Source organism: Glutamicibacter sp. NPDC088483 (genome assembly GCF_044753145.1).
In the GTDB taxonomy this organism is placed as follows: Bacteria; Actinomycetota; Actinomycetes; order Actinomycetales; family Micrococcaceae; genus Glutamicibacter.
Map to the genome: position 1 here is coordinate 1 of NZ_JBIVMP010000005.1, position 25,204 is coordinate 25,204.

General features: G+C 61.7%; 20 protein-coding genes, 1 tRNA gene and 1 pseudogene. 21 read left to right on the forward strand and 1 reads right to left on the reverse strand.

Annotation, left to right across the window (positions count from 1 at the left end; genetic code table 11):
- The 10 genes and pseudogenes from ACIP6G_RS11160 to ACIP6G_RS11205 all read left to right on the forward strand — a co-directional run.
- Positions 1 to 114, forward strand: a pseudogene (locus ACIP6G_RS11160) (mannose-1-phosphate guanylyltransferase); the annotation flags it as partial.
- A gap of 146 nt (positions 115 to 260) precedes the next feature.
- On the forward strand, positions 261 to 1,457 hold the full coding sequence (locus ACIP6G_RS11165) for an amidohydrolase (RefSeq protein WP_105657427.1): 1,197 nt from the start codon (positions 261 to 263) through the stop codon (positions 1,455 to 1,457).
- A 287-nt stretch (positions 1,458 to 1,744) separates the two neighbouring features.
- Entirely contained in the window at positions 1,745 to 2,833 is a 1,089-nt protein-coding gene (locus ACIP6G_RS11170; RefSeq protein ID WP_105657428.1) for a BMP family protein, read from the forward strand.
- Between the two features lie 141 nt (positions 2,834 to 2,974).
- A complete protein-coding gene (locus tag ACIP6G_RS11175) occupies positions 2,975 to 4,573 on the forward strand; it encodes an ABC transporter ATP-binding protein (protein ID WP_400290100.1) in 1,599 nt (532 codons plus the stop codon).
- A complete protein-coding gene (locus tag ACIP6G_RS11180) occupies positions 4,570 to 5,775 on the forward strand; it encodes an ABC transporter permease (RefSeq protein WP_332489200.1) in 1,206 nt (401 codons plus the stop codon). The genes ACIP6G_RS11175 and ACIP6G_RS11180 overlap by 4 nt, the downstream gene beginning before the upstream one ends.
- Positions 5,772 to 7,043: an ABC transporter permease gene (locus ACIP6G_RS11185; protein WP_400290101.1), complete on the forward strand. Its 1,272-nt coding sequence runs from the start codon at positions 5,772 to 5,774 to the stop codon at positions 7,041 to 7,043. The genes ACIP6G_RS11180 and ACIP6G_RS11185 overlap by 4 nt, the downstream gene beginning before the upstream one ends.
- A 9-nt stretch (positions 7,044 to 7,052) precedes the next feature.
- Entirely contained in the window at positions 7,053 to 7,463 is a 411-nt protein-coding gene (locus ACIP6G_RS11190) for a cytidine deaminase (protein WP_105657432.1), read from the forward strand.
- Between the two features lie 43 nt (positions 7,464 to 7,506).
- Positions 7,507 to 8,820, forward strand: a complete 1,314-nt coding sequence (locus ACIP6G_RS11195; protein ID WP_400290103.1) for a thymidine phosphorylase — start codon at positions 7,507 to 7,509, stop codon at positions 8,818 to 8,820.
- Between the two features lie 457 nt (positions 8,821 to 9,277).
- A complete protein-coding gene (locus ACIP6G_RS11200) occupies positions 9,278 to 9,952 on the forward strand; it encodes a DedA family protein (RefSeq protein WP_105657434.1) in 675 nt (224 codons plus the stop codon).
- A 103-nt stretch (positions 9,953 to 10,055) separates the two neighbouring features.
- Positions 10,056 to 11,237 (forward strand): adenosine deaminase, encoded by a 1,182-nt coding sequence (locus ACIP6G_RS11205; RefSeq protein ID WP_400290559.1) that lies wholly within the window; start codon positions 10,056 to 10,058, stop codon positions 11,235 to 11,237.
- 87 nt (positions 11,238 to 11,324) lie between these two features.
- Here the strand turns inward: ACIP6G_RS11205 and ACIP6G_RS11210 are convergent, their stop codons facing one another.
- A complete protein-coding gene (locus tag ACIP6G_RS11210) occupies positions 11,325 to 12,815 on the reverse strand; it encodes an aldehyde dehydrogenase family protein (protein WP_400290107.1) in 1,491 nt (496 codons plus the stop codon).
- A gap of 110 nt (positions 12,816 to 12,925) precedes the next feature.
- Between ACIP6G_RS11210 and ACIP6G_RS11215 the strand changes: the two genes are divergently transcribed.
- The 11 genes from ACIP6G_RS11215 to ACIP6G_RS11265 all read left to right on the forward strand — a co-directional run bounded on the left by ACIP6G_RS11215 (position 12,926) and on the right by ACIP6G_RS11265 (position 25,203).
- Positions 12,926 to 13,624 (forward strand): MazG nucleotide pyrophosphohydrolase domain-containing protein, encoded by a 699-nt coding sequence (locus ACIP6G_RS11215; RefSeq protein WP_332489196.1) that lies wholly within the window; start codon positions 12,926 to 12,928, stop codon positions 13,622 to 13,624.
- A gap of 92 nt (positions 13,625 to 13,716) precedes the next feature.
- The gene (eno, locus tag ACIP6G_RS11220; protein ID WP_105661703.1) at positions 13,717 to 14,997 is read left to right on the forward strand and encodes a phosphopyruvate hydratase; all 1,281 of its coding nucleotides are present in this window, start codon (positions 13,717 to 13,719) and stop codon (positions 14,995 to 14,997) included.
- Positions 14,998 to 15,121: 124 nt separating this feature from the next.
- Positions 15,122 to 15,961 carry a septum formation initiator family protein gene (locus ACIP6G_RS11225; RefSeq protein ID WP_400290110.1) on the forward strand — a complete coding sequence of 280 codons (840 nt, stop codon included), beginning with the start codon at positions 15,122 to 15,124 and terminating at the stop codon, positions 15,959 to 15,961.
- 29 nt (positions 15,962 to 15,990) lie between these two features.
- Positions 15,991 to 16,692: a DUF501 domain-containing protein gene (locus ACIP6G_RS11230; protein ID WP_105657439.1), complete on the forward strand. Its 702-nt coding sequence runs from the start codon at positions 15,991 to 15,993 to the stop codon at positions 16,690 to 16,692.
- Positions 16,692 to 17,618, forward strand: a complete 927-nt coding sequence (locus ACIP6G_RS11235) for an exopolyphosphatase (protein WP_400290112.1) — start codon at positions 16,692 to 16,694, stop codon at positions 17,616 to 17,618. The genes ACIP6G_RS11230 and ACIP6G_RS11235 overlap by 1 nt, the downstream gene beginning before the upstream one ends.
- A 64-nt stretch (positions 17,619 to 17,682) precedes the next feature.
- Positions 17,683 to 19,158, forward strand: coding sequence for a S8 family serine peptidase (locus ACIP6G_RS11240; RefSeq protein ID WP_400290562.1), 1,476 nt, complete (start codon positions 17,683 to 17,685; stop codon positions 19,156 to 19,158).
- 190 nt (positions 19,159 to 19,348) lie between these two features.
- Positions 19,349 to 20,716: an NAD(P)/FAD-dependent oxidoreductase gene (locus ACIP6G_RS11245; RefSeq protein WP_105657442.1), complete on the forward strand. Its 1,368-nt coding sequence runs from the start codon at positions 19,349 to 19,351 to the stop codon at positions 20,714 to 20,716.
- 117 nt (positions 20,717 to 20,833) lie between these two features.
- Positions 20,834 to 20,915: transfer RNA gene (locus ACIP6G_RS11250), tRNA-Leu, on the forward strand.
- Positions 20,916 to 21,304: 389 nt separating this feature from the next.
- Complete coding sequence (locus ACIP6G_RS11255) at positions 21,305 to 22,021, forward strand: Bax inhibitor-1/YccA family protein (RefSeq protein WP_332489193.1); 717 nt, start codon at positions 21,305 to 21,307, stop codon at positions 22,019 to 22,021.
- Positions 22,022 to 22,233: 212 nt separating this feature from the next.
- Positions 22,234 to 23,673, forward strand: a complete 1,440-nt coding sequence (locus ACIP6G_RS11260; RefSeq protein ID WP_400290114.1) for an APC family permease — start codon at positions 22,234 to 22,236, stop codon at positions 23,671 to 23,673.
- Between the two features lie 345 nt (positions 23,674 to 24,018).
- Complete coding sequence (locus ACIP6G_RS11265) at positions 24,019 to 25,203, forward strand: AI-2E family transporter (protein WP_400290116.1); 1,185 nt, start codon at positions 24,019 to 24,021, stop codon at positions 25,201 to 25,203.
- The last annotated feature ends 1 nt before the right edge of the window (position 25,204 follow it).

Consider the following 25,204-nt stretch of genomic DNA (forward strand, 5'->3'; position numbering starts at 1 on the left):
GTGGTCGTGGTGGATACCGCCGACGCGTTGCTGGTGACCACCAAGGAGCATGCGCAGAAGGTCAAGCAGACCGTGGAGGCCTTGAAGGCCGACGGTGCTACCGAGGTGCTCTAGCACAGCAGGATTGCGAACGGGGCGAGCTGGCCGGCAATAGGTCGGCGCGCCCCGTTTCCCTTGCCTGATGTTGCGCAATGCGCCCGAACATTACGGAAAACTGTCATTTTCTGCACCGTGCCGAGTATCTTCAAAAGGTGTCCACCGTGAATGAAAATGGCAATCCGGCTTCCGTCAGCGACTTCACCGAGCCGCTGATCGACCAGCTGATCGGCTTCCGCAGGGAACTGCATCGCAACCCGGAGCTGTCCTTTGCTGAGCACCAAACCACCGAGCGGATTCTCGAGACCCTGCGTGCTGCCGGGCTGGCTCCGCAGAAAATGGCCGACACCGGCGCCTTCGTGGACATTGGCGAAGGGCCCATCCGCATCGCCTTCCGTGCCGACATCGACGCGCTGCCGGTGGTGGAGGAAACCAACCTGGACTTCGCCTCGATGACCCAGGGCGTGGCGCACGCCTGCGGCCACGACATCCACACCACCGTGATGATTGGCGTGGCCTTGGCCCTGGGCAGGATCCATGCCGCCGGCAAGCTCGATGGCTGCGTGCGGGTGATCTTCCAGCCCGCCGAGGAGAAGCTTCCCGGCGGGGCGCTGTCGGTGATCGAGCAGGGCTTGCTCGATGGCGTGCCGCGGGTGCTCGCGCTGCATTGCGACCCGCGGATCGACGCCGGGCATATCGGCACCCGCATCGGCGCGATCACCTCGGCCAGCGACACCATCCGCATCGAGGTCAACGGCCGGGGCGGGCACACCTCGCGCCCGCACCTGACCGAAGACATCGTTTTCGCGATGAGCCAGATCGCCACCCAGGTCCCGGCCGTGCTCGGACGCAAGGTCGATGTGCGCTCGGCCGTCTCGGTGGTCTGGGGCCAGATCCATGCCGGCAGCGTGCCGAACGCGATCCCCGCCACCGGATACCTGGCCGGAACCATGCGCTGCCTGGACGGCGATGTCTGGTACGAGGCCGGTGAGCTGCTGGACCAGGCCGTGCGCCAGATCGCCGCTCCCTACGGAGTGGAAATCAAGCTGCAGCACACCCGTGGAGTGCCTCCGGTGGTCAACGCTCCGGCGGAGACCGCATTGATCGAGGACGCCGCGCGCCGCGAGTTCGGGGCCGAGGCCATCGAGCTGACTCCGCAGTCCATGGGCGGGGAGGACTTCGCGTGGATGACGCAGAAGGTTTCCGGTGCGATGCTGCGGCTGGGAACCCGCACCCCGGGTGGCAAAACCTATGACCTGCACCGCGGGGACTATATCCCGGACGAATCGTGCATTGGCGTGGGGGTTCGCATCATGGCGGCCGCCGCCATGCAGGCTGTGCGCGAGGCGAACGCCAAATAGGGCGTTGGCCACATCAAACCCGAAAGTTTTTAACATTTCTTTGACGCTTTAACAATTCGGTCAGTGACTTGGGCATTGGCGTTAAGCGCTTGCCGTTTTGCGGCCCGTAAGTTATCTGTTTGTAATCTTTATCGTCTTTACCTGTGACATATCTCCGATAGGCTATGGAAACGATGGGAATGCTATGACTTTTGGTGTGCTCGAGTAAGGCCTAGGCAATGAAGCCTTGCACGAGGGTCAGGTGTCTTGCCTCCCGCATTATCTCGCAAGATTCTTTGGAGGAACAGATGCGCTTCGTATCGCGCAAGACCGGTATGGCTGCAGCCATGCTCGGCATCTCGGCATTAGCTTTGAGCGCCTGCGGCGCTGCACCGGAAGAGACCAGCTCGGCTGGCCAGTTCCCGGACTACGTTGGCTGCATTGTGTCCGACTCCGGTGGATTCGACGACCAGTCCTTCAACGAATCTTCCTTCCGCGGCTTGAAGAACGCCGAGAAGGACCTGGGCATCCAGACCAAGGATGCAGAATCCAAGTCGAACGCCGACTTCGCGACCAACCTCAACGGCATGGTCAACGCAGGCTGCGACCTGACCGTCACCATCGGCTTCCTGCTGGGCGACGCAACCGCTGAGGCTGCCGCGGCCAACCCGGATAAGAACTTCGCCATCGTCGACTTCCAGTACGAGAAGCCGATCGAAAACGTCAAGCCGATCATCTACGACACGGCCCAGGCTGCCTACCTGGCAGGCTACGCAGCAGCTGCCGCTTCGAAGACCGGCACCGTTGCCACCTTCGGCGGCATCAAGATCCCTACCGTCACCATCTTCATGGACGGCTTCGCTGACGGCGTTGCCAAGTTCAACGAAGACAAGGGCAAGGACGTCAAGCTGCTGGGCTGGGACAAGAAGAAGCAGGACGGCACCTTCTCCGGCGACTTCGAGAAGCAGGATAAGGGCAAGCAGATCACCAAGAACTTCATCGCCTCCGGCGCTGACGTTGTCATGCCTGTCGCCGGCCCAGTGGGCAAGGGCGCTGGCGCTGCAGTGGTCGAGGCCAACGACGGCGGCAAGGAAGCCAAGCTCGTGTGGGTCGACTCCGACGGCTTCCTGACCGCTCCCGACTACAAGGACGTCATGCTGACCTCGGTCGTGAAGACCATGGACACCGCAGTCGAAGATGTCATCCGCACCGACGCCGAGGGCAAGTTCGACTCGACCCCGTACGTGGGCACCTTGGAGAACGAGGGCGTTGCACTGGCACCGTTCCACAACTTCGATGAGGAAATCGGCGAAGACACCAAGAAGGAGATCGATGCCCTGAAGCAGCAGATCATCTCCGGTGAGCTGGAGATCGAATCGGCCTCCAGCCCCAAGTAGGTCTAGGCAAACCAGCCATGGAGCGCGTCACCGCTCGCCGCAATACAGCGGTGGGCAGGTGACGCGCTTTATGCCTGCCTAAGGGCCAAAACAACCTGCAAGCAAGAACCTCGCTAAACGAACAATGAAGATGGTGGAATCGTGAAACTCGAACTACGAGGAATCTCGAAAGCCTTCGGTTCTTTCTACGCCAACAAAGATATCGACCTGACGGTCGATGACGCCCAGATTCACTGTCTGCTCGGCGAAAACGGTGCTGGAAAGTCCACGCTTATGAACGTGCTCTACGGGCTGTACCAGCCGACCGAGGGCCAAATTTTGCTGGACGGGAAGCCCGTCGAGTTCTCCGGACCGGGCGACGCCATGGCCTCGGGCATCGGCATGGTGCACCAGCACTTCATGCTGGTCCCGGTCTTCACCGTGGCAGAGAATATTGCCCTCGGCGCAGAAACCACCAAGGCTGGCGGCGTGCTTGACCTGCAGGTCACCCGCAAGAAGATCCGCGAGATCTCCGACCGCTACGGCTTCGACGTGGAACCGGACGCGGTCGTCGAAGACCTGCCCGTTGGCGTGCAGCAGCGTGTCGAGATCATCAAGGCCCTGGTGCGCGAGGCCAAGATCCTGATCCTCGATGAGCCGACCGCGGTGCTGACCCCGCAGGAAACCGACGAGCTGCTGGACATCATGCGCCAGCTCAAGGCCAACGGCACCTCCATCGTCTTCATCTCGCACAAGCTGCGCGAAGTGCGCGCCGTCTCCGATGTGATCACCGTGATCCGCCGCGGCCAGGTCATCGATTCGGTCTCCCCGGAATCCTCCACCACCGAGCTGGCCAACCTCATGGTCGGCCGCGCCGTGGAACTGAACCTGAACAAGGCGGCAGCCACTCCCGGGCAGGCGGTACTGCAGGTCAAGGACCTGACGGTCGTCGACCCGGCGGGCACCACCACGCTGGACTCGGTCACCTTGGATATCCATGCAGGCGAGATCCTGGCGATCGCCGGCGTGCAGGGCAACGGCCAGACCGAACTGACCGAAGCGATCCTGGGCACCCAGCCGGTGACGGGCGGCTCGGTCAAGCTCGCCGGCCAAGAGCTGGTTGGCAAGTCGGTCAAGCAGATCCTGCGCTCGGGCCTCGGCTTCGTTCCCGAAGACCGTTCGGTGCACGGCCTGGTCACCCAGTTCTCCATTGAGGAGAACCTGGTGCTGGACCTCTACGACCGCCCGCCCTTCGGCAAGGGCATCTCGATGAACCTGGAGGCGATCAAGAAGAACGCCGCGCAGCAGATCCAGGGCTTCGACGTGCGTACCGACAACCCGCTGAACCCTGCCTCCAGCCTCTCGGGCGGCAACCAGCAGAAGGTCGTCATGGCCCGCGAGTTGAGCCGCGATTTGAAGCTGTTCATCGCTTCGCAGCCGACCCGCGGCGTGGATGTGGGCTCCATCGAGTTCCTGCACCGCCGCATCGTGGCCGAACGCGACAAGGGCACCCCGGTGATGATCGTTTCCACCGAGCTGGACGAGGTCATGGAATTGGCCGACCGCATTGCCGTGCTCTACAAGGGCAGGATCAACGGCATCGTGCCGGGCGACACCTCCCGCGAGGTGCTGGGCTTGATGATGGCCGGCGTTTCGCAGGAAGAAGCCCTGGCCCAGGCCGAATTCGCGAAGGCGGAGAACGAGCCGGTTGAAGCCCAGCCAGCTAGCGAGCATGACAACCAGGAAGGAGAAGCGCAGTGAGCGAGAAAGCACCTGTGGTTCCCGGCTCCGGCAAGCCGGGCAATGACCTCTTGCGCCAAATCACCCAGGGACCAGGCCTGGTCTCGGTCCTCGGCGTCATCGTCGCACTGGTCATCGGCGGCCTGCTGATTGCGGTCACCGATGAGAAGGTGGGCGAAACGGCCGGCTACCTCTTCGCCCAGCCTTCGGCCTTCTTCGGCGAATTCTGGCGTGCGGCCACCGAAAGCTATGTGGCGCTGTTCAACGGCTCGATCTACAACTCCTCGCAGGGGTTCAAGCCGTTCCTGGAGACCCTGACCGTCTCCACCCCGCTGATCTGCGCCGGCTTGGGCGTGGCCGTGGCCTTCCGCGCCGGCCTGTTCAACATCGGTGCCCAGGGCCAGATCATCATCGGTTCGGTGCTGGCCGCCTACATCGGCTTCGCCTGGCACCTGCCAATCGGCCTGCATCTGCTGCTGGTGATCGTCTTCGGCCTGCTCGGCGGCGCAATCTGGGGCGGCCTGGTCGGCCTGCTCAAGGCCAAGACCGGCGCCCACGAAGTGATCCTCACGATCATGTTCAACTACGTGGCCGTGTACCTGATCGACTTCCTGATGAACACCCAGGCCTTCCGCCGTCCCGGCGAGACGAACCCGATCTCGCCCATCCTGGACAGCTCGGCCATCTTCCCGGCGATCCCCGGATCGCGTTTGCACCTGGGCTTCGTGATGGCGGTGCTGCTGGTGCTGGCCGTGTCCTGGATGTTCAAGCGCTCCACCGTGGGCTTCGAATTCCGCGCCGTGGGCCACAACCCGGAGGCCGCGCAGACCGCCGGCATCAACGTGGCCCGCACCACCATCATCGCGATGGCGCTGGCTGGCGCGTTGGCCGGTGCCGCAGGCGTGGCACAGGTGGCAGGCACCGAAAAGGTGCTCACCGGCGGCATCGCCGGTTCGCTGGGCTTCGACGCGATCACCGTGGCGTTGCTGGGCCGCTCCACCCCGTGGGGCACCTTCTTCGCCGGCCTGCTCTTCGGAGCGTTCCAGGCCGGTGCGGTGAACATGCAGATCACCACCGGCACCCCGATCGACATCGTTTCGGTGGTGCAGTCGCTGATCGTGCTGTTCATCGCCGCTCCGCCGCTGGTCAAGGCCATCTTCGGCATGAACCGCAAGAAGAAGCGCAGCTCCAAGCTCGAACCTACTAAGGCAGGTGCCAAGTGACCTCTTCCACCTTGCAGCCGGCAATCAACGTCCTGCCGAGCAAGAAGACCCCGATCATCCTCTCGGTGATCGCAGCGATCGTCTTCTTCAGCTTCGGCCTGCTGGGCAACGACCAAGCCGCCCACTTCACGCTGAACAGCGCCGGCGATGCCTTCGAGCTGCCCGAACTGGTCTTCCCGGGCCGCATCACCAACATCGTGTTCGGCGTGCTGCTGCTGGCCATTGCCGCCTACGCGTGGATGCAGCGCAAGCAGGGCAGGATCCTGGCCACCTGGATGGTCGCCATCGCGGCGGTCCTGTTCGTGCTGGGCTTCCTGATCTGGGTGGTTTCCGGCGCCAACATCAACAGCATTTCGCTGGCCAGCCTGCTGGCCGGTGGCGTGGTGCTGGCCGTGCCGCTGGTCTTCGGTTCGCTTTCGGGCGTGCTGTGCGAGCGTGCCGGCGTGGTCAACATCGCCATCGAGGGCCAGCTGCTGGGCGGTGCTTTCACCGCGGCACTGGTCGCCTCGCTGACCCAGAGCGCCTTCGCGGGCCTGGTTGCCGCCGGCCTGGCCGGCGCCATGGTCTCGCTGGTCCTGGCGGTCTTCTCCATCAAGTACGTGGTCAACCAGATCATCGTCGGCGTGGTCCTGAACGTGCTGGTTTCGGGCATCACCGGCTTCCTGTTCACCACCGTGATGCAGGAGGACCCGGAGCGCTTCAACTCGCCAGCGCACCTGCCGGTCATTGAAATCCCGCTGCTCTCCTCGATCCCGGTCATCGGCCCGATCCTGTTCAAGCAGTCGGTGATCGGCTACCTGATGTACCTGGCCGTCTTCCTGGTCTGGTTCGGCCTGTTCAAGACCAAGTGGGGCCTGCGCGTGCGCGCCGTGGGCGAGCATCCGAAGGCAGCCGATACCCTGGGCATCAAGGTCAACGCGATCCGCTTCTGGAATGTCACCCTCGGCGGCATCGTGGCCGGCATCGGCGGTTCCTTCTTCACCCTGGTGGCCATCGACTCCTTCACCAAGGAAATCTCCGGCGGCCGCGGCTTCATCGCGCTGGCCGCAGTCATCTTCGGCCGGTGGAACCCGATCGGCGCTTTCCTGGCCGCCCTGCTCTTCGGCTTCGCCGATAACTTGCAGGTGATCCTGACGATCATCGGCACCCCGGTACCGAGCCAGTTCATGGCCATGATGCCTTACCTGGTGACCATCTTCGCGGTGGCCGGATTGGTGGGGCGTTCGCGCGGACCGGCAGCTGCGGGCGAACCTTACGTGAAGGAATAGCGATTTCCCATGAATAGCAACAACGCGCCGTGGCCGCAGCTCGAAGCTGCGGCTGCGGCCGCGCTGTCCCAGGCCTACGCGCCCTACTCCGAGTTCCGGGTGGGTGCGGCGGCACTGACCAGCGACGGCCGCCTGATTTCCGGGTGCAACATCGAGAACGCCGCCTACGGGGTCACCCTGTGCGCTGAATGCGCCATGGTGGGCCAGCTCTTCGCCACCGGCGGGGGCACCATGGAATACTTCCTGTGCTTCGGCCAGCTGCGCGAGGGCGAGCTCGAACTGATCACCCCGTGCGGCCGGTGCCGCCAGCTGCTTTTCGAGCACCGCGGGGCGCAGCTGCTGATCAAGACAGCCCGTGGAATCGTGGGAATCGACGACCTCTTGCCTGACGCGTTCGGGCCCCAGAATCTCAACTTCTAGCGCCGGAGCACACCGGCCAACAGCAGAATGGAAGGTGCCTGATATGGCTACCGAGCAATTCAGTGCCGTCGAAGTCATCCGCGCCAAGCGCGATGGCGGCGAACTGAGCAACGAGATGATCGACTGGACCATCGACGCCTACACCCGCGGGGCCATCGCCGAAGAGCAGATGTCCGCGCTGAACATGGCCATCTACTTCCAGGGCATGAACCGCAACGAGATCTCGCGCTGGACCACCGCGATGATCAACTCCGGGGAACGCATGGACTTCTCTGCCCTCACCGACCCGTCGGGCAAGAAGCTGGCCACCACCGACAAGCACTCCACCGGCGGCGTGGGGGACAAGATCACCTTGCCGCTGGCTCCGCTGGTCGCCAGCTTCGGCGTGGCCGTCCCGCAGCTCTCGGGCCGCGGGCTGGGCCACACCGGCGGCACCCTGGACAAGCTCGAAGCCATTCCGGGCTGGAAGGCGGACCTGTCCAACGAGGCGCTGTTCTCCCAGCTGTCCAACGTCGGCGCGGTTATCTGCGCCGCCGGCACCGGACTGGCTCCAGCGGACAAGAAGCTCTACGCCCTGCGCGATGTCACCGCCACGGTGGAAGCCATCCCGCTGATCGCGTCCTCGATCATGAGCAAGAAGATCGCCGAAGGCACCGGCACCCTGGTGCTGGATGTGAAGGTCGGCTCCGGCGCGTTCATGAAGGATGAGGCCATGGCCCGCGAACTGGCCGAGACGATGGTGAACCTGGGCACCGATGCGTCGGTGAACACCGTGGCGCTGCTGACCAACATGGAAACCCCGCTGGGCCTGACCGCCGGCAACGCCATCGAGGTCGAGGAATCTGTTGAGGTCCTGGCCGGCGGCGGACCAGAGGACGTCGTGGAGCTGACCGTGGCCCTGGCCATCGAGATGCTTGCCGGGGCAGGCATCAAGGATGTGGATGTCGCCGGTGCGCTGAAGAACGGCAAGGCCATGGACATCTGGCGAAAGATGATCGTGGCCCAGGGCGGAGATCCGGATGCCAAGCTGCCGGTAGCCAAGGAATCGCACACCGTGGTGGCGCCCGCCGAGGGCGTGCTGATCAAGCTCGACGCGATGGACATCGGCCTGGCCGCCTGGACCCTGGGCGCAGGACGTGCCCGCAAGGAAGACAGCGTCCACGCCGGCGCCGGCGTGCGCATGCACGTGAAGCCAGGTGCCTTGGTTCGCCGTGGCGAGCCGATTGCCACCTTGCTGACCGACACCCCGGCCAAGATGGAGCGTGCCATCGAGCTGGTCCAGCGCGCCATCATGATCGGTTCGGCCGATGACCGTCCGGACACCCGCCTGATCCTGGACCGCATCGCTGCCAAGTAGCCGAATCCGGATGGGCGCTCAAGGAGCCGGGAAACACGTTGCCGTGTTTCCCGGCTCTTTCGCTTGCCGGCGACCGATCCGCTGGCAATCAGTGCCCCGCTCCAGAAACATCGGGAGCCTGGTCGCCCTGCGAGTGCTCTTCCCCGGCCTCGCTGCCTGCAGCAGCTGGGCTTTTCTTTTCCGGAGGGCTCTGCAGGTCCGTTCGTCTTCGAAGTCGCGGTAGCTATTACCTGGAATCCTTGTGGTTCCCAGGCCAGCTGCCGCAGTGGAAGTTCCCAGAAAGTTCCCGGGAACAATAACGGCGTAGTCAAACGTTAGTCAGTTAACTCCTACCTGGGTAGCAGATGGGAATTGTCCACAACGCAACGTAAGCAGGATGCGCGCAGGTGAGTTCTCGAGCGAAAATGGAGAGACATTCAGCGCATGGAGCGCCTTGGGAAAGTAGATGTAGGCACGCATGGAATTAGTCAATGAGGCAATCACGCAGGCCGCTAGCGCATGGTGGATCCTGCCGTTATTGTTTCTGTTCTGCATGATCGATGCGATTTTCCCCCTCGTCCCGAGTGAATCCTTTTTGGTTTCGCTGGCCGCGGTCGGCGTCCACACCGGTGTTCCCAACCTTGTCTTGATTGGCTTGCTCGGTGCCGGCGGTGCCTTGCTCGGCGACCAGATCACGTACGCCATCGGACGCAAGATCGGATCCAGGGGCTTCAAGTGGATGCGCGGGCAACGCGCGCAGCGGGTGCTGAACTATGCCGAGAAGAAACTTGAAACCTCGGGCGCTCTGCTGATTTTCACGGCCCGATACATCCCGATTGGCCGAGTGGCCGTGAACCTGACCGCGGGCGCCACCGGATTCAGCCACAAGCGCTTCACCCTCTTCGACACCATCGGCGTACTGACCTGGGCTGCCTACTCCGTCAGCATCGGTGCGCTGGCCGGCAACTGGATGCACGACAACAAGCTGCTGGGCATTGCAGTTTCCATTGTCATCGCCGTAGTGCTCGGATTCGTCATCGACCGGATCGTCAGCTGGGTGCTGGATCGCCTGCATCGGCGCGCGGCGAAGCGCGAAGGGCACCCGGTGCAACCAGCCAGGCAGACCGTCCCGCCAACCCCTGACGAGGGTTAACCTCCCGTATTGATCAGGGTCACATAGTGGCTCGCAGATCTTTACCCGTTGGAGCTGTCAGTTCCGCGAAAATGCGACTAGGCTCAGTGGTGTGACTGAAGAAATGATTCATACTGACTACGATCCCGAATTCGATTTCCGGGATCTGCCTAAAGTTTCGCTCCATGACCACCTCGACGGTGGTTTGCGCCCTCAGACGATCATCGAGCTGGCCGCCGAGATTGGACACGAGCTGCCAGAGACCGAAGCAGAAGCTTTGGGCGAATGGTTCCGTGAATCAGCCGACTCCGGCTCGCTGCCACGCTACCTGGAAACCTTCGAGCACACCGTCGCGGTCATGCAGACCCGAGATGCGCTGATCCGCGTTGCCCGCGAATTCGTAGAGGACCTCGCTGAAGACGGTGTCATCTACGGCGAAGTCCGCTATGCACCAGAGCAGCACCGCCGCGAAGGCTTGAGCCTGGACGACGTCGTCGACGCCATCCAGGAAGGCCTGGACCAGGCCTGCGAGCAGCTCAACGCCGAGGGCCATCCGATGCAGATCGGCCAGATCGTTACCGCCATGCGCCACAGCGACCAAGGCGTGGAAATCGCCAAGCTGGCCCTGCGCCACCGTGGTCGTGGCGTCGTCGGTTTCGATATCGCCGGTGCTGAAGATGGCTTCCCGCCCTCAGTGATGAAGGAAGCTTTCGACCTGCTGGCCGAGAACCTCTTCCCAACCACCGTGCACGCTGGCGAAGCAGCCGGCCTGGATTCCATCAAGGAAGCCATCCTGATCGGCCGCGCCCAGCGCCTGGGCCACGGAGTCCGCGTAGCCGAGGACATCGAGATCGAGTTCGGAGCTATCGACGAGAACGGCGAAGAACTCAGCGACGATACCGGCCTGGTATCGCTGGGCCCGGTAGCGAACTGGGTCCGCGAACGCGGCATCCCGCTGGAAGTCTGCCCGTCCTCGAACCTGCAGACCGGTGCTACCTCCAAATTCGGCGAAGGCATCGGGAACCACCCGATCGACCTGCTGGTCCAGACCGGTTTCAATGTCACCATCTCGCCGGATAACCGCCTGATGTCCGGCACCACCTTGTCCGATGAGTTCGAATTGCTGGTAGAAGCCTTCGACTACGACTTGGAAGATCTGCTGGATCTGACGCTGAACGCCGCCGAAGCTGCTTTCGTCCCGCTGGAAATGCGCGAGCTGCTCGTTGAGTACATCAACGACTACTACGACAATCTGCTGGATGACGAGGACTACGAGGAAGACGAATACGAAAACGTCGCCGAATAGTTCCAGGACCCAGCCGCCAGGCAACCAGCGAAGCCGCCCCTTGCTCAAGCAAGGGGCGGCTTCGCTGGTTCCAAGGGCAGGTGGTTCCTAGAACGGGTACTGCTTCTTGGTGGACTGCACGCCGACCCAGTGATCGGTGGTGAATTCCTCGATAGCCCACTCGCCGTTGAAACGGCCCAGACCCGAATTCTTCTCGCCGCCGAACATCACATGCGGTTCATCATTGACGGTGATGTCATTGACGTGAGTCATCCCGGCCTTGATGCCGCGGGCAAAGGCGACGCCCTTCTCCAGGTTTTGCGTGAAAACGGCCGAGGACAAGCCGAATTCGGTGTCGTTGGCCAGTTCCAGCGCATGCTCTTCGGAGTCGGCCTTGGCGATGCCCACGACCGGGCCGAAGATCTCCTCGCGGAACAGTTCCATGCCGCTGGTGACATCTGCGAAGACGTGGGGAGAGACCACCCGGCCTGTGATCGAACCTGCCAGGACTTCGCGGGCGCCCTGGCCACGTGCGGTCTTGATCTTGCCGCTCACCGACGCCAACTGCGCATCATTGATGATCGGTCCCACGAGGTTGGCTGGATCGGCGGCATCGCCATAGCCGAGCTTGCCGACCTGCTCGATGAACTTCTCGATGAAGGCCTTGTAGACCGGAGCTTGGACGATGATGCGGTTGATGGCCATGCAGATCTGCCCCTGGTGCAAGAACTTGCCCAGGGTCGCGGCCTTGGCTGCTTCGTCAAGATCAGCGTCTTCGAGCACGACGAATGGCGCGTTGCCGCCAAGCTCCAGTGCCACGCGTTTCATGTGCTCGCCGCTGACCGCGATTTTCCCGACGTTCTTGCCCACCGGAGTCGAACCGGTGAACGAAACCAGCGACGGGGTCCTATGCGCCACGAAGTAATCGCCGATTTCCGAACCGGAACCAACTACTGCGTTCAGCACGCCATCTGGCAGGCCAGCCTCGGCGAAAGCCTTGGCCAGGACCAAGGCTCCCACCAGCGGGGTATCCGAGGCGGGTTTGAGCACCACCGCATTGCCCAGGGCCAGGGCGGGCGCTACGGACCGGGCCGACAGCAGCAGCGGGAAGTTCCACGGGCTGATGACGCCCACCACGCCGACCGGTTCGCGGTAGACCCGGTTCTCCTTGCCCTCGGCATTGGAGGGCAGGATCTTGCCGTGCACGCGCGTGGGGAAGGTGGCTGCTTCGCGGATGGCAGCGATGGTGCCGCCCAGTTCGATGTTCGCCTTCAACTGCGTGGAACCGGACTCGGCGGTCAACAGCGCCAGGATGCCCGCGAAGTTCGACTGCAGGTAGTCGGCGGCCTGGTTCAGGACCTTCGAGCGCTTGCCGGGGGAGAGCGCCGCCCAGCCAGGCTGCGCAGCGGCGGCAGCGCCATAGGCGTCGTCGACGTCGTCGGTCGAGGCCTGGCGGATCTCGGCCAGGAGCGAGTCGTCGAAAGGGTTGGCAGTGCGCAGGATGCGCTCGGAGCGCCCCTCAACCCACTGGCCGCCGATGAAGAGTTTGGCTGGAAGCTGATCCAGGAATTCCAGCTGGGCGGTGTCTTGGACGGTCATTGGCAATCCTTCGCGTCGTCGGGATGAACTACGGCCATGCTAGCCCGAATGGGCAGCAATGGGGAGCTCCTTGGCCGCAGGCTGAAAGCCCGCTTCGATAGCATGTTCCTATGCCGGAGAACAGAACGCAGCTAGACCAGCTCAACGCCACCGTACGGACCCTTCGCAGCAGATGCGCCTGGACTGGCGCGCTGACTCACGAGTCGCTGCGCACCTACCTCATCGAGGAAAGCTATGAAGTGCTGGACGCTATCGCTGAACGGAACCCGGATCTGTTGAAGGAGGAGCTGGGGGACTTGTTCTTCCAGATCCTGCTGCAATCGCTGATCGCCGAGGAGCAAGACCATTTCGGCCTGGAAGATGTCGCCGAAACGCTGAATGCGAAGCTATTGCGCCGCAACCGGCATATTTTCGACGAGCAGGGCCAGGTCCGCCAGGACGTCATCACGGATGTGGATGAGATTATCCGCGTGTGGGATGCGGCGAAGCAGGCCGAACGCGCCGGCCAGCCGAAGAAGCGGAAGAACGCGGGACTGCCGGCTGGGCTGCCGTCCCTGGCGCTCGCGCAGAAATTGCTTGATCGCCATGCCAGAGCAGGATCGGCACAGCCCGCGGCCGGGCTAGTCACCGAGCAGGTTCGTGAGCGAATCGTCGACGAGTTCTCCCTGGCCAAGGAATTAATGGCCCTGTCAGCGAGGGCCGAGGAGCTGGGCCTGGATGCCGAATCGGTGCTGCGCGCGGCCCTGGGCCAGCAATACGGCGCGGAAACTGGCGCAACAACATCGCCCAAATCACCTTCGAAGCGCTAGGCTAGAGACAGGCAATGGCGCCGACGGTCTTATCAGCGACCGCTGGTTGACCTGCCCCAAGACCACCCCTTTTCTACAAGGAGTCCATACTCATGGCATTGATTGACGCCATTCACGCGCGCGAAATCCTTGATTCCCGCGGCAATCCGACCGTCGAGGTCGAGGTCCTGCTATCCGACGGCTCGCATGGCCGTGCTGCTGTTCCTTCCGGTGCATCCACCGGCGCTTTCGAAGCAGCTGAGCGTCGCGACGGCGACAAAGACCGGTATCTCGGCAAGGGCGTACTGGGTGCTGTAGAGTCCGTCATCGACGAAATCGCCGACGAGCTGGAGGGCCTTGACGCCACCGACCAGCGCGCCATCGATGCCACCATGATTGAACTGGACGGCACTGCCAACAAGTCCAAGCTGGGTGCAAACGCCATCCTCGGCGTCTCCCTGGCAGTGGCCAACGCCGCTGCAGTGAGCGCCAACCTGCCACTGTTCAAGTACCTGGGCGGCCCTAACGCGCACGTACTGCCAGTGCCACTGATGAACATCCTCAACGGCGGCTCCCACGCCGACTCCGACGTGGACATCCAGGAATTCATGATCGCCCCGCTCGGCGCGCCGACCTTCTCCGAGGGCCTGCGCTGGGGCGTCGAGGTCTACCACAACCTCAAGTCCGTGCTGAAGGAGAAGAACCTCTCCACCGGCCTGGGCGACGAGGGCGGCTTCGCTCCGAACCTGCCAAGCAACCGCGCGGCTCTGGAACTGATCACCGAAGCGATCAAGCGCGCTGGCTACACCCCGGGCGAAGACATCGCCCTGGCGCTGGATGTCGCTTCCTCCGAGTTCTACGAGAACGGCGCTTACCAGTTCGAGGGCAAGGCGCTTTCTGCCCAGGAAATGAGCGACTACTACGCTGGCCTGGTTGCCGACTTCCCATTGGTTTCGATCGAGGATCCACTGGATGAAGACGACTGGGATGGCTGGAAGACCCTGACCGACGCCATTGGCGACAAGGTGCAGCTGGTAGGCGACGACCTGTTCGTCACCAACCCGCAGCGCCTGGCCGACGGCATCGCCAAGGGCACCGCCAACTCGCTGCTGGTGAAGGTCAACCAGATTGGCACCCTGACCGAAACCATTGATGCAGTGACCATGGCGCAGCGTGCCGGGTACACCACCATCACCTCGCACCGTTCGGGTGAAACCGAAGATGTCACCATCGCTGACATCTGCGTGGCAACCAACGCCGGGCAGATCAAGACCGGTGCACCAGCTCGCTCCGAGCGCGTAGCCAAGTACAACCAGCTGCTGCGCATCGAAGAAGACCTGGGCGCCTCGGCGGTCTACGCTGGCCGTAGCGCGTTCCCGCGTTTCAACAGCTAATTTTCAGTAATAGCGAATAAGCTCGTCGGTAGTGGATACCGGCGGGCTTTTCGTTATTTAATGGAATTATCTTGCCTAGTCCACGGCAACACCGCACGAAAAGCACCACGGGAATTGGGGGAGTATGGCTCAGCGACCACCGCGAATGCCTCGCCGTAATACTCCGGATCCGGCCGAAGAAGCCGTAATAACCCCGGTTGACCAGACGAAACATGACGGCGCAGGTTCCGAAGCTGAACCGCCTACCGACGCTCTGCGCATCGTCAAGCCACAAGCGCAGGCCAGGCAAACTCCTGCAACGCCGCGCCCACCGAAGGCCGCTCCCGCTGCGCAGAAGCCCAGAAGCGTTGCAGCACAGCCGAAATCGACGGCACGCCCAGCGTCAGATGCGTCACGTGAGCCGAAAAAATTTGCAGGAAATTACGCGCCGAAGCCGAAGGTGCCGCTGCGCGAACGTGCCAAGGAAAAGCAGAACGAACGCCGACGCGATGACCGGGTGAAGTTCTCTGCTGCCGTACGCCGCAAGCCGGGGCAGAAGCCGTCTGGCCAGAACCACGTCCCCGAGGGCGAACCCGTTGCTGCGCACCGGTTTTCCGGCCGTATCGCCGCCTTGATCGTGGTCCTGGCCTTCTTCGCAGTGATGCTCGTTCCCACGGTGAATTTCTACCGCACGCAGATGGCGGAGCTGAATGAGCTGAATGCCTCGATCGAAGCGCTGGAGACGCAGCGCGATGACCTCAAGGCAGAGATCGCGCGCTGGGATGACCCGCTGTACATCAAGCAGCAAGCACGCGAGCGGATAAACTTGGTAATGCCTGGTGAAAAGCTCTACATGGTGGTGGGTGAACGCCCTAAGGATGAAGAGACGCCCGCCGACGGCAACGGAAGCACCTTCGAGGTGCGCCAGGAACTTCCATGGGTTGATGCTCTGCTCGACTCCGTTCGACGTTCTGCCACTGACTAACCACTTTAAACACGAAGAGACTTATAACCGTGACTGAACAGCCAATCCGCGAAGCCCTTGACGCCGCCGGACGAGTACCCAGCGAAGCTGACCTCGACACCCTGTCCCGCCAGCTGAACCGCCCGGTGCGCGATGTGGTGGAGATCGGTGCGCGCTGCGTTTGCGGAAACCCTCTGGTAGCCACCACGGCACCGCGCCTTTCCTCGGGTATTCCCTTCCCCACCACCTACTACCTGGCGCACCCGGTGATCACTGCGGCAGTTTCGCGGTTGGAAGCTGCCGGGTTGATGAACGAGATGAATGACCGCCTGGGTGAGGACGCGCAGCTGGCGCAGGCTTATGTAGCTGCTCACGAGTCGTACCTGGCGAACCGCGATGCGATTGGCCAGCGCTCGGGAACCGGGGCCGTTCCGGAAATCGCTGGGGTCTCCGCTGGCGGCATGCCGACCCGCGTCAAGTGCTTGCACGTGCTGGTAGGGCACTCGCTGGCTGCCGGCGAGGGCGTGAACCCGCTGGGTGATGAAGCGCTGGCTGGGATTGCCCAGTGGTGGACCAAGGACAAGTGCTACTGCGTGGGTGCTTGGGATACCGAATCCGAGGCCCCGAGCCGTGACCGCTCGCGCCACGTGAAGACCCAGGAACAGCAGGACCCAGCGGCCAAGCGCGCAGAACGCGCACGGAAGCGTGCCGTGCGTGAATCCGCACAGGGCGCTGACCAGGATGATGCCTAATGCGCGTGGCCGGTATTGACTGCGGAACCAACTCCATCCGTCTGCTGATCGCGGACATCGGGGCCGATGGCCAGCTGATCGACGTGCTGCGCACCATGCGCATCGTGCGCTTGGGCCAGGGCGTTGACGCTACCGGCGCTTTCGCTCCCGAGGCCTTGGAGCGCACCTTTGAAGCTGCTCGCGAGTACAAGAAGCTGTGCGATGAGCATGGGGTGGAAGCCATCCGTTTCGCAGCGACCTCGGCGGCCCGCGATGCATCGAATCGCGAGGTCTTCACCGAGCGGATCACCAAGATCCTGGGCGTCGCCCCGGAAGTGATCAGCGGTGAAGAAGAAGCCTCCCTGTCCTTTGCCGGTGCGGCTTCAGTTCGGGACGGGCAAAGCGGCAAGAGCCTGGTGATCGACCTCGGTGGTGGATCCACTGAATTCGTTCTCGGTGATGCCACCGGCCCGTTGGCAGCCAAGAGCCTGGACATGGGTTGTGTGCGCGTTACCGAACGGTTCCACCAAGCGGGATTGCGTTCGGACCAGGCCTTGGAATTCATGGACAGCACCTTGGAATCCTTGGCCGGATCGGTTGACGTTGCGCAGGTCGACGCGGTGATCATGGTTGCAGGCACTTTCACGACGCTCACCGCCCAGGCCCTGGGATTGAAGCAGTACGAGTCGGAAAAGATCCATGGTGCGCAGCTGAGCTTCGCCCAGATGCGCCAAGCCACCGCCAGCATGCTTTCCTACAGCCGGGAAGAGCGCGCGGCACTGGGCTTCATGCATCCGGGACGAGTTGATGTGATCCAAGCTGGCGCAGCCATTGTGCAACGCATCCTTCATTACCTTGAAAAGGCCAGTGGGAACCGCGAAATGGTTCTGATTGCTTCCGAACACGATATTCTCGACGGAATCGCGGCTTCAGCTGCCGCCGCCTGAACCTGTCACCCAGTCACCGACCCAAGGAGATGTCTTGAGCTCAGCTTTGCGTGCCAGGAAAAGAATGGGCTTCCTCAAGCTCGGCTCTCTGCTTGTCGCAGCGCTGTTGGCCTTCACCCTGCTCAGCCTGGGCGTACCTGCCCGCGCTGACAACATGCGTGAGTCCGAATACTGGCTCAAGTCGTTGGGCGTGGCCGAAGCGCACAAGACGACAAAGGGCGAAGGCGTCAAAGTCGCGATCATTGATACCGGCATTGATACCGCGCATCCAGACTTGAAGGGTGCCGTGGTTGGCGGTGCTGATATGTCCGGCTCAGGCGGAGACAAGGGCAACAAGCCCATAGGCGTCATGAGCGAGCACGGCACCTTGGTGGCTACCTTGCTCGGCGGGCGCGGCAACAACAAGGGCGAAATCAAGCGGGTTAAATCCGAGAACGAGCGCTTGAAGGCCGCGTGGGAAAAGGCCAAGAAGACCGCCGAAGACGAAGACGAGGACATTCCCCAGGAACCTGAGTACGAAAAGGTGCCAAAGCTGAAGAGCGGCAAGGACGGCGTGCTCGGCGTCGCTCCGGCAGCAGACCTGCTGTCTGTGTCGCTGTGGATGGGCGAAGGCAACCCGGCGAAGATTCCAGTGGAAACCCAGATCCCCCGTGCCGTGAAATGGGCCGTGGATTCCGGGGCCAAGGTCATCAACATGTCTCTCGGTTCAACCAGCCCGGCATGGCCGGAAAGCTGGGATGACGCCTTCAAGTACGCAGAAGACCATGACGTGGTTATTGTTGCCGCTGCAGGCAACCGTTCGGGCGGCATGAGCCAGGTGGGCGCCCCGGCCACCATTCCGGGAGTGCTGACCGTGGCCGGCGTTGATGCCAGCGGCAAGGCTTCGCAGGATTCCTCGACCGAAGGCATTTCCATCGGCGTTGCAGCCCCTGCCGAGCAGTTGGTCGGCGGCTTGCCAGATGACGGCTACGCGCGCTGGTCCGGTACCTCCGGCGCGGCTCCTTTGGTGGCGGGCGTGGCCGCATTGATTCGTTCGGAATACCCGAACATGAAAGCTCCTGAGGTCATCAACCGCATCCTGAAGACCGCCAAGGACACCGGCACAGCCGGCGTGGACAACCTCTACGGCTACGGAATCATCGATGCGCAGGCGGCAGTGACGGCGAGCGTCCCCTCGGTATCCGAGAACCCGCTGGGCACGATCAGCGAGTGGATTCGCGTGCACCGCCGCGACACCCAGAAGACTGCTGATACCCCAGCTCCGGGCGTCTCGATGGAGAAATCGGACCTCAAGCAGGTCGCGGCGCCAGATCCGGTTCTTCCCGATGACTCGGCACCGGCGCTTCAGCCGTTGCTGATCGTCGGCGGGGGAGTGCTCTTGCTGCTGGTGATCATTGCAGGCATCGCCCAGACCCTGGTGCGTCGTCGACGCGAGAAGGCTGCGGCGCGGCTTGGTTCGGCTTCCTTGAGTTCATTGAAAGTCCCGGATCAAGCTGGCGGCCGGGATCTGTTCGACGAGATTCCCGAAGAAGAGAAGTAAATAGCGGACAAAGCGGGGTGGAAACTGAAGATCCACCCCGCTTTTTCGCGCCTTCCGATGCTTAATTCGACAGGTTGGTGCGAACCTCGGCAGTCGGAAACGCCCATGCCTGGCGACGACGTGACACACCGAACGGAAATAGTTAGTGAATGTTTTCACTAACTCGAAAAATCCGCGTAGAATCAACAGTATGTCGATCATCGAAACCTCCCAGAAGCGTCCGCGCATTCTTATCGTCGGCGGTGGCTACGTAGGCCTGTACGTCGCGATGAAGTTGCAGAAGAAGGTCAAGGCACACGGCGGCATCGTCACCGTTGTCGACCCGAACCCGTACATGACTTACCAGCCATTCCTGCCAGAAGTTGCCGGTGGCCAGATTGAACCACGCCACGTTGTGGTCTCGCACCGTCAGCACCTGAAGCACTCCGAGCTGGTCAACGGCCGCGTGCTGAGCATCGACCATGCCAACAAGAAGGCTGTCATTGCTCCGGTCAACGGCGAGCAGTTCGAGCTGGAATACACCGATGTCGTGATGTCCGCTGGTGCGGTCACCCGTACCTTCCCCATCGCTGGCCTGGCTGAAACCGGCATTGGCCTGAAGACCATCGAAGAGGCCGTCGCCCTGCGCAACAAGGTTGCCGAGCGCATCGAGTCCGCTTCGAACATGACTGATCCAGTTGCACGCAAGCGCGCCCTGACCTTCGTGGTTGTCGGCGGCGGCTTCGCCGGCATCGAGACCATCGCCGAGCTGGAAGACATGGCCCGTCACTTGATCGGCCTCAACGACCGCATCGATGCGAAGGAAGCACGCTTCGTCCTGATCGAGGCCATGGGCCGCATCATGCCAGAAGTCACCGCCGAGCAGGCGGAGTGGGTTGTCGATCACCTGCGCAGCCGCGGCATCGAGGTCTTGCTGAACACTTCGCTGAACAATGCCGAAGAAGGCAACCTGGAACTGATCAACATGGCCGACAAGTCCCCAGCGGGCGAGTTCGGTTCCGACACCTTGATCTGGACTGCTGGCGTCATGGCCAACCCGATGGTTCGCTCCACCGATTTCCCAATCGAGCAGCGCGGCCGCATCGAGACCCGCACGGACCTTCGTATCAAGGATGCCAACGGCGAACCTCTGGAAGGCGCCTGGGCAGCCGGCGATATCTCGGCAGTCAAGGACGTCACCGGCGGCCTGCCGGACGGCACCTGCGTTCCCAACGCACAGCACGCAGTGCGCCAGGCCAAGCTCTTGGCCAAGAACCTGTACGCTGCGCGCTACGGTGTTGGCACCATCAAGGAATACAAGCACTCCAACCTGGGCGCAGTTGCCGGCTTCGGCCGCAACAAGGGCGTTGCCAAGGTTGTTGGCATCAAGCTCAAGGGCTGGCCAGCATGGATGGCACACCGCGGCTACCACGGCATGGCCATGCCGACCTTCGAGCGCAAGTTCCGCGTCGTTGGCGACTGGCTGGTTGCACTGGTCTTCAAGCGCGACGCCCTGCAGCTGAACAACCTCGAAGCACCACGCACTGCTTTCGAAGAGTCGGCCAAGCCGAAGAAGTAGGCTTGAGCCGTAGTTGATCGACGATGATGCGAGGGGCCAAGCAATTGGCCCCTCGCGTACGTCAGCAAAGAAGGATTTTCTATTTGCTTTGCCGATCACGTAAAATTTGAGAGTCTTGCCCCTATGGTGGAATTGGCATACACGGCTGACTTAAAATCAGCTGCCGAAAGGCTTGTGGGTTCGAGTCCCACTGGGGGTACAGAATAAGGCCGTTGCTGTTCCGGTTTTTCCGGTCAGCAGCGGCCTTTTCTTTTGCCAAAAGTGGGAGCGCATCCATCGTTCAACCTCAGGCATCGTGCATTCCACCAAAATCGGCTGCCAAGGCAACCTTGATGGTAGAACTTTCAAGAATATCGCTGACAGAGTAGTTTTTCTTCGGAAAAATGCCCTATATCATCCTTCCGACTGAGTGATTTCACAGCAATGCTCAATAGGATTAAGCAAAAGATCTTCAGCTAGCCACGTGCCGGCGCAATCGCAATCTATGGGGGAATGACATTGGGCAATCCAATTTTTGGTTCCAGCAGCCGCTCTGATGCTTGGGGAACCAAGCCTGGAAGTGCTGTTGGATTCCGTGACACCGCAAATATGAGCGCAGACCAGCTGCAGCAGATGTACCAGCAGCCTGCTGCAACCAGCGCCGACACCGGCCGCATGACCATCGGAACCACGATCAACAAGACCGTGCTCTGCCTGGCCTTGGTTGTTGTTGGCGCCGCGATTGGCTGGGGCATGCCGGCCCTCATGTTGCCAGGTGCCTTGGTTGGCTTTGTCCTCGGTCTGGTTAACGCTTTCAAGAAGCGCCCATCGCCTGTGCTCATCCTGCTGTATGCCGCGGCCCAGGGCCTGTTCCTTGGTGGTCTCTCCGGCTTCCTTGAAAGCCGGCCGGGCCTTGAGGGAATCGCTATCCAGGCTGTGCTGGCTACCCTGTGTGTTGCCGGCGTAACCTTGGCGCTGTACCGCTCGGGCAAGTACCGCATGACTCCCAAGCTGAACAAGATGTTCATGATCGGCATGGTCGGCCTGATCGTCTTCTCGCTGCTCAACATGGTTCTGATGCTCACCGGCGTCATCGATGGCATGTTCGGCATGCGCGGCGGAGTGCTCGGCTTGGTTATCGGTGTAGTTGCCGTTCTGCTGGCAACCTACGCACTGGTTGCCGACTTCACCATGATCGAGGAATTGTCCGACCAGGGTGCTCCAGCCATCATGGCATGGCGCGGCGCCTTCGGCCTGACCATGACCCTGATCTGGCTGTACACCGAGATCCTGCGTATTCTAGCGATCCTGCGTGGCGACGACTAGCCGCAATAGCATAGCTCGCAAGGACCAGTGCCCATTTCGGGCACTGGTCCTTGTGCGTTAATTGCCTGTCCAAATATGAATTTTTATGATCGGCTGCACCGCGGTTGCCGTGGAAAATGACAGCTGATTGGGCAGTCATGCGAAACTTTGGTTAGATTCTCCTGTAGCGATTCAGTTACTCAACTCACAACAAGTTTGGCAGGAAGAACGCAATGAGAGTCGATCAAACATCAGGAAAGCCGCCGGGCTTGGTGAAATCCCTGGGCAACTTGGATGCCCTGGCCCTAGGGTTCGGTGCCATGATCGGCTTCGGCTGGGTAGTGCTCACCGGTGGGTGGCTGGATAACGCGGGCACCATGGGGGCGGTCCTGGCCATGCTCGTTGGTGGTGGCATCATGGCCGTCGTTGGCCTGACCTATGCCGAACTGACCGCGGCCATGCCAAAAGCCGGTGGCGAGCACAACTTCATCCTGCGCGCCTTGGGAGCCCGGCCTTCGTTTATTGGATCCTGGGCAATTACCGGCGGCTATGTGACTATCGTGGCTTTCGAAGCGGTCGCTTTGCCGCGGACCGTGGAATACATCTTCCCGGGCATGAGCCAGATTCCCCTGTGGACTGTTGCCGGTTTTGAAGTAAACCTGACCTGGGCGTTGGTAGGCGTGCTTTCAGCGGTGGTGATCACCTGGATCAACATCCGCGGCGTGAAGCAAGCTGGCGTATTGCAGACCTTCGTGGTGCTCTTCCTGATGGTTATCGGCGCCCTGATGATTGCCGGCGCCTTTGCCGGCGGCGAAGCCAAGAACATGGAACCGTTCTTCACCCCAGGAACCAGCGGCTTCTTCGCCGTGCTGGTGGCGGTGCCATTCCTGTTCATCGGTTTCGACGTGATTCCGCAGTCCGCGGAAGAAGTGAATATTCCGGCCAAGCAAATTGGCAAGCTCGTAGTCGTCTCCGTAGTCTTGGCCACCATTTGGTACGTCATGGTTGTCCTGACCACATCGTCGGCCATGCCATCTGCTCAACTGGCCGGAGCTGACATTGCAACGGCGGATGCCTTCGGGGCCATGTTCGGTTCGGAGCTGATGGCCAAGGTGCTGATTGCTGGTGGCATCGCCGGCATCTTGACCTCATGGAACTCTCTATTGCTGGGAGCTTCGCGATTGGTCTACTCGCTGGCTCGAAGCGGCATGCTTCCTTCCTGGTTTGGCACATTGCATCCCAAATACCGCACTCCAGCCAACGCCCTGGTCTTCATCGGCGGAATCTCCATGCTGGCCCCATTCTTCGGCGCTGAAATGCTGGGGTGGCTCGTGGATTCGGGAGCGCCAAGCATCATCGTGGCATACTTCCTGGTCTCGGTCACCTTCCTCGTGCTGCGCAAGCGCGAACCCATGATGGATCGGCCGCTGCGCGTTGGCGGCAACGGAATTGCTGGGACTATCATCGGCTGGACTTCAGTCCTTCTCACCGCTGCGCTCTTCAGCCTCTACATGCCCGGCATGCCGGCCTCGCTGAGCTGGGAACCGTGGGCCATCTTCGCCATTTGGTGGGCACTGGGGGCAATTTTCTTCTTCAAGGTACCCGCGGGCATCAAGCCCGGTGAAGACGCTGAGGAGAGGGTCCTTGAAGCGGTCATGCGCCGCCGGAGATAGCATGTGCGAAGCGCCTGATGAGCCGTGTTTTCAAGTTGGCGTGAGCAATAAGAGGCAGCCTGTGCAATCTGGTTACCCTCGGCAAGGGCAAATAAACATATTGAATTAGATTTCTAGGACCAGTGCCCATATCGGGCACTGGTCCTTGGTTTTTGTCACAATTGAGACATGGATCAAGAAGCTGTCTGGCAAACGCGATAGCGTGGTTCCATGAAGAAGAGCCGGTTGGAACGTCTACGCCGTTTTCGTGTTTCACTTCCGAGTCAGCCGGCGGAAACTCCTGCCACACCAGGGCCAGATCTGACGGATTTCAAAAGCGCCGAGGATATGCCGTATGCCATGCGCATGGCAGCAGCGTGGGCTTGGCGTTTCCTGATCATCGTCGTAGCCTTGGGCGTGCTGGTGTGGGCGCTGTCAAAAGTCTCCTTGCTGGTCATCCCGGTTTTCATCGCAGCGCTGCTAGCAGGGCTGCTCTCACCGGTTGTGAATACGATGAACTCCAAGCTTGCTGTACCTCGCGGGTTGGCCGTCGGCATTACTCTCATCGGCTTCCTTGCGCTGGTCACCGCAGGGCTATCGGTAGCAGGGCAAAAACTTTCGGCCGGTTTTACCGCCCTGTGGACCCAAGCGCTTTCGGGTATCGAGCAGGTCCAGGACTGGCTGTTCAATGGCCCGCTCAAGCTGACCAACGACGACCTGCAGAAGGTGCTGGACGATACCCTCGTCCAGCTTCGCGGCAATGCCACCAACATCCTAAGTGAAGCAATCAGCTGGACTTCCGCGATCGGGCAGATCCTGACAGGCACATTGCTGGCCGTCTTCGCCTTGATTTTCCTGCTGCTTGACGGGCGCAAGATCGGTTTGTTCCTGGTGAACCTCTTGCCGCGCCGCGCCCGCCCGGCGATGGACGGCGCCTTGACCCGGGGCTGGGCCTCGCTGGTCACCTACGTGCGAGTCCAGATGATCGTTGCGCTGATCGACGCCATCGGCATCGGATTCGGTGCATTCTTCCTGGGCGTGCCACTTGCCATGCCACTGGGCGTCCTGGTCTTCATCGGCTCCTTCATCCCGATCGTCGGTGCACTGTTTACCGGTGCCCTGGCAGTTTTGCTCGCGTTGGTAGCCAATGGCTGGGTCAACGCATTGATCATGCTGGCCGTAGTGCTGCTGGTCCAGCAGGCGGAGTCCAACATCCTGCAGCCACTGATTATGGGCAAGGCAGTGAGCCTGCACCCGCTGGCAGTGGTCTTGTCAGTAGCCGGCGGCACCATGCTTGCAGGCATTCCGGGTGCGCTATTCGCCGTACCGCTGCTGGCGGTGGTCAACGCGGTCGTGAAATACCTGTCGGGCCGAACCTGGGAAACCGACCAATTCGTGATTGAGCACTACGGAAACCAAGTAGTGGCGCAGAGCCCTAAGGCGAGCGACCCAGCGAAGGCCGACCCGCCGGCTGCAGCTGCAGGACCTGCCGCCGCACCAACAGCTTCGCCGGAAACCCGGCACCCTGAGTCCACAGCAGATGAGGAATAAT

Excerpts from the sequence above, each read along its gene's own strand:
- ACIP6G_RS11255 (WP_332489193.1), top strand. The coding sequence starts at position 21,305 with ATGAGCGCAGACCAGCTGCAGCAGATGTACCAGCAGCCTGCTGCAACC.
- ACIP6G_RS11210 (WP_400290107.1), bottom strand. The coding sequence starts at position 12,815 with ATGACCGTCCAAGACACCGCCCAGCTGGAATTCCTGGATCAGCTTCCA.
- ACIP6G_RS11235 (WP_400290112.1), top strand. The coding sequence starts at position 16,692 with ATGCGCGTGGCCGGTATTGACTGCGGAACCAACTCCATCCGTCTGCTG.
- ACIP6G_RS11195 (WP_400290103.1), top strand. The coding sequence starts at position 7,507 with ATGGCTACCGAGCAATTCAGTGCCGTCGAAGTCATCCGCGCCAAGCGC.
- ACIP6G_RS11215 (WP_332489196.1), top strand. The coding sequence starts at position 12,926 with ATGCCGGAGAACAGAACGCAGCTAGACCAGCTCAACGCCACCGTACGG.
- ACIP6G_RS11245 (WP_105657442.1), top strand. The coding sequence starts at position 19,349 with ATGTCGATCATCGAAACCTCCCAGAAGCGTCCGCGCATTCTTATCGTC.
- ACIP6G_RS11265 (WP_400290116.1), top strand. The coding sequence starts at position 24,019 with ATGGCAGCAGCGTGGGCTTGGCGTTTCCTGATCATCGTCGTAGCCTTG.
- ACIP6G_RS11260 (WP_400290114.1), top strand. The coding sequence starts at position 22,234 with ATGAGAGTCGATCAAACATCAGGAAAGCCGCCGGGCTTGGTGAAATCC.
- ACIP6G_RS11200 (WP_105657434.1), top strand. The coding sequence starts at position 9,278 with ATGGAATTAGTCAATGAGGCAATCACGCAGGCCGCTAGCGCATGGTGG.
- ACIP6G_RS11170 (WP_105657428.1), top strand. The coding sequence starts at position 1,745 with ATGCGCTTCGTATCGCGCAAGACCGGTATGGCTGCAGCCATGCTCGGC.
- ACIP6G_RS11190 (WP_105657432.1), top strand. The coding sequence starts at position 7,053 with ATGAATAGCAACAACGCGCCGTGGCCGCAGCTCGAAGCTGCGGCTGCG.
- ACIP6G_RS11205 (WP_400290559.1), top strand. The coding sequence starts at position 10,056 with ATGATTCATACTGACTACGATCCCGAATTCGATTTCCGGGATCTGCCT.
- ACIP6G_RS11225 (WP_400290110.1), top strand. The coding sequence starts at position 15,122 with ATGGCTCAGCGACCACCGCGAATGCCTCGCCGTAATACTCCGGATCCG.
- eno (WP_105661703.1), top strand. The coding sequence starts at position 13,717 with ATGGCATTGATTGACGCCATTCACGCGCGCGAAATCCTTGATTCCCGC.
- ACIP6G_RS11240 (WP_400290562.1), top strand. The coding sequence starts at position 17,683 with ATGGGCTTCCTCAAGCTCGGCTCTCTGCTTGTCGCAGCGCTGTTGGCC.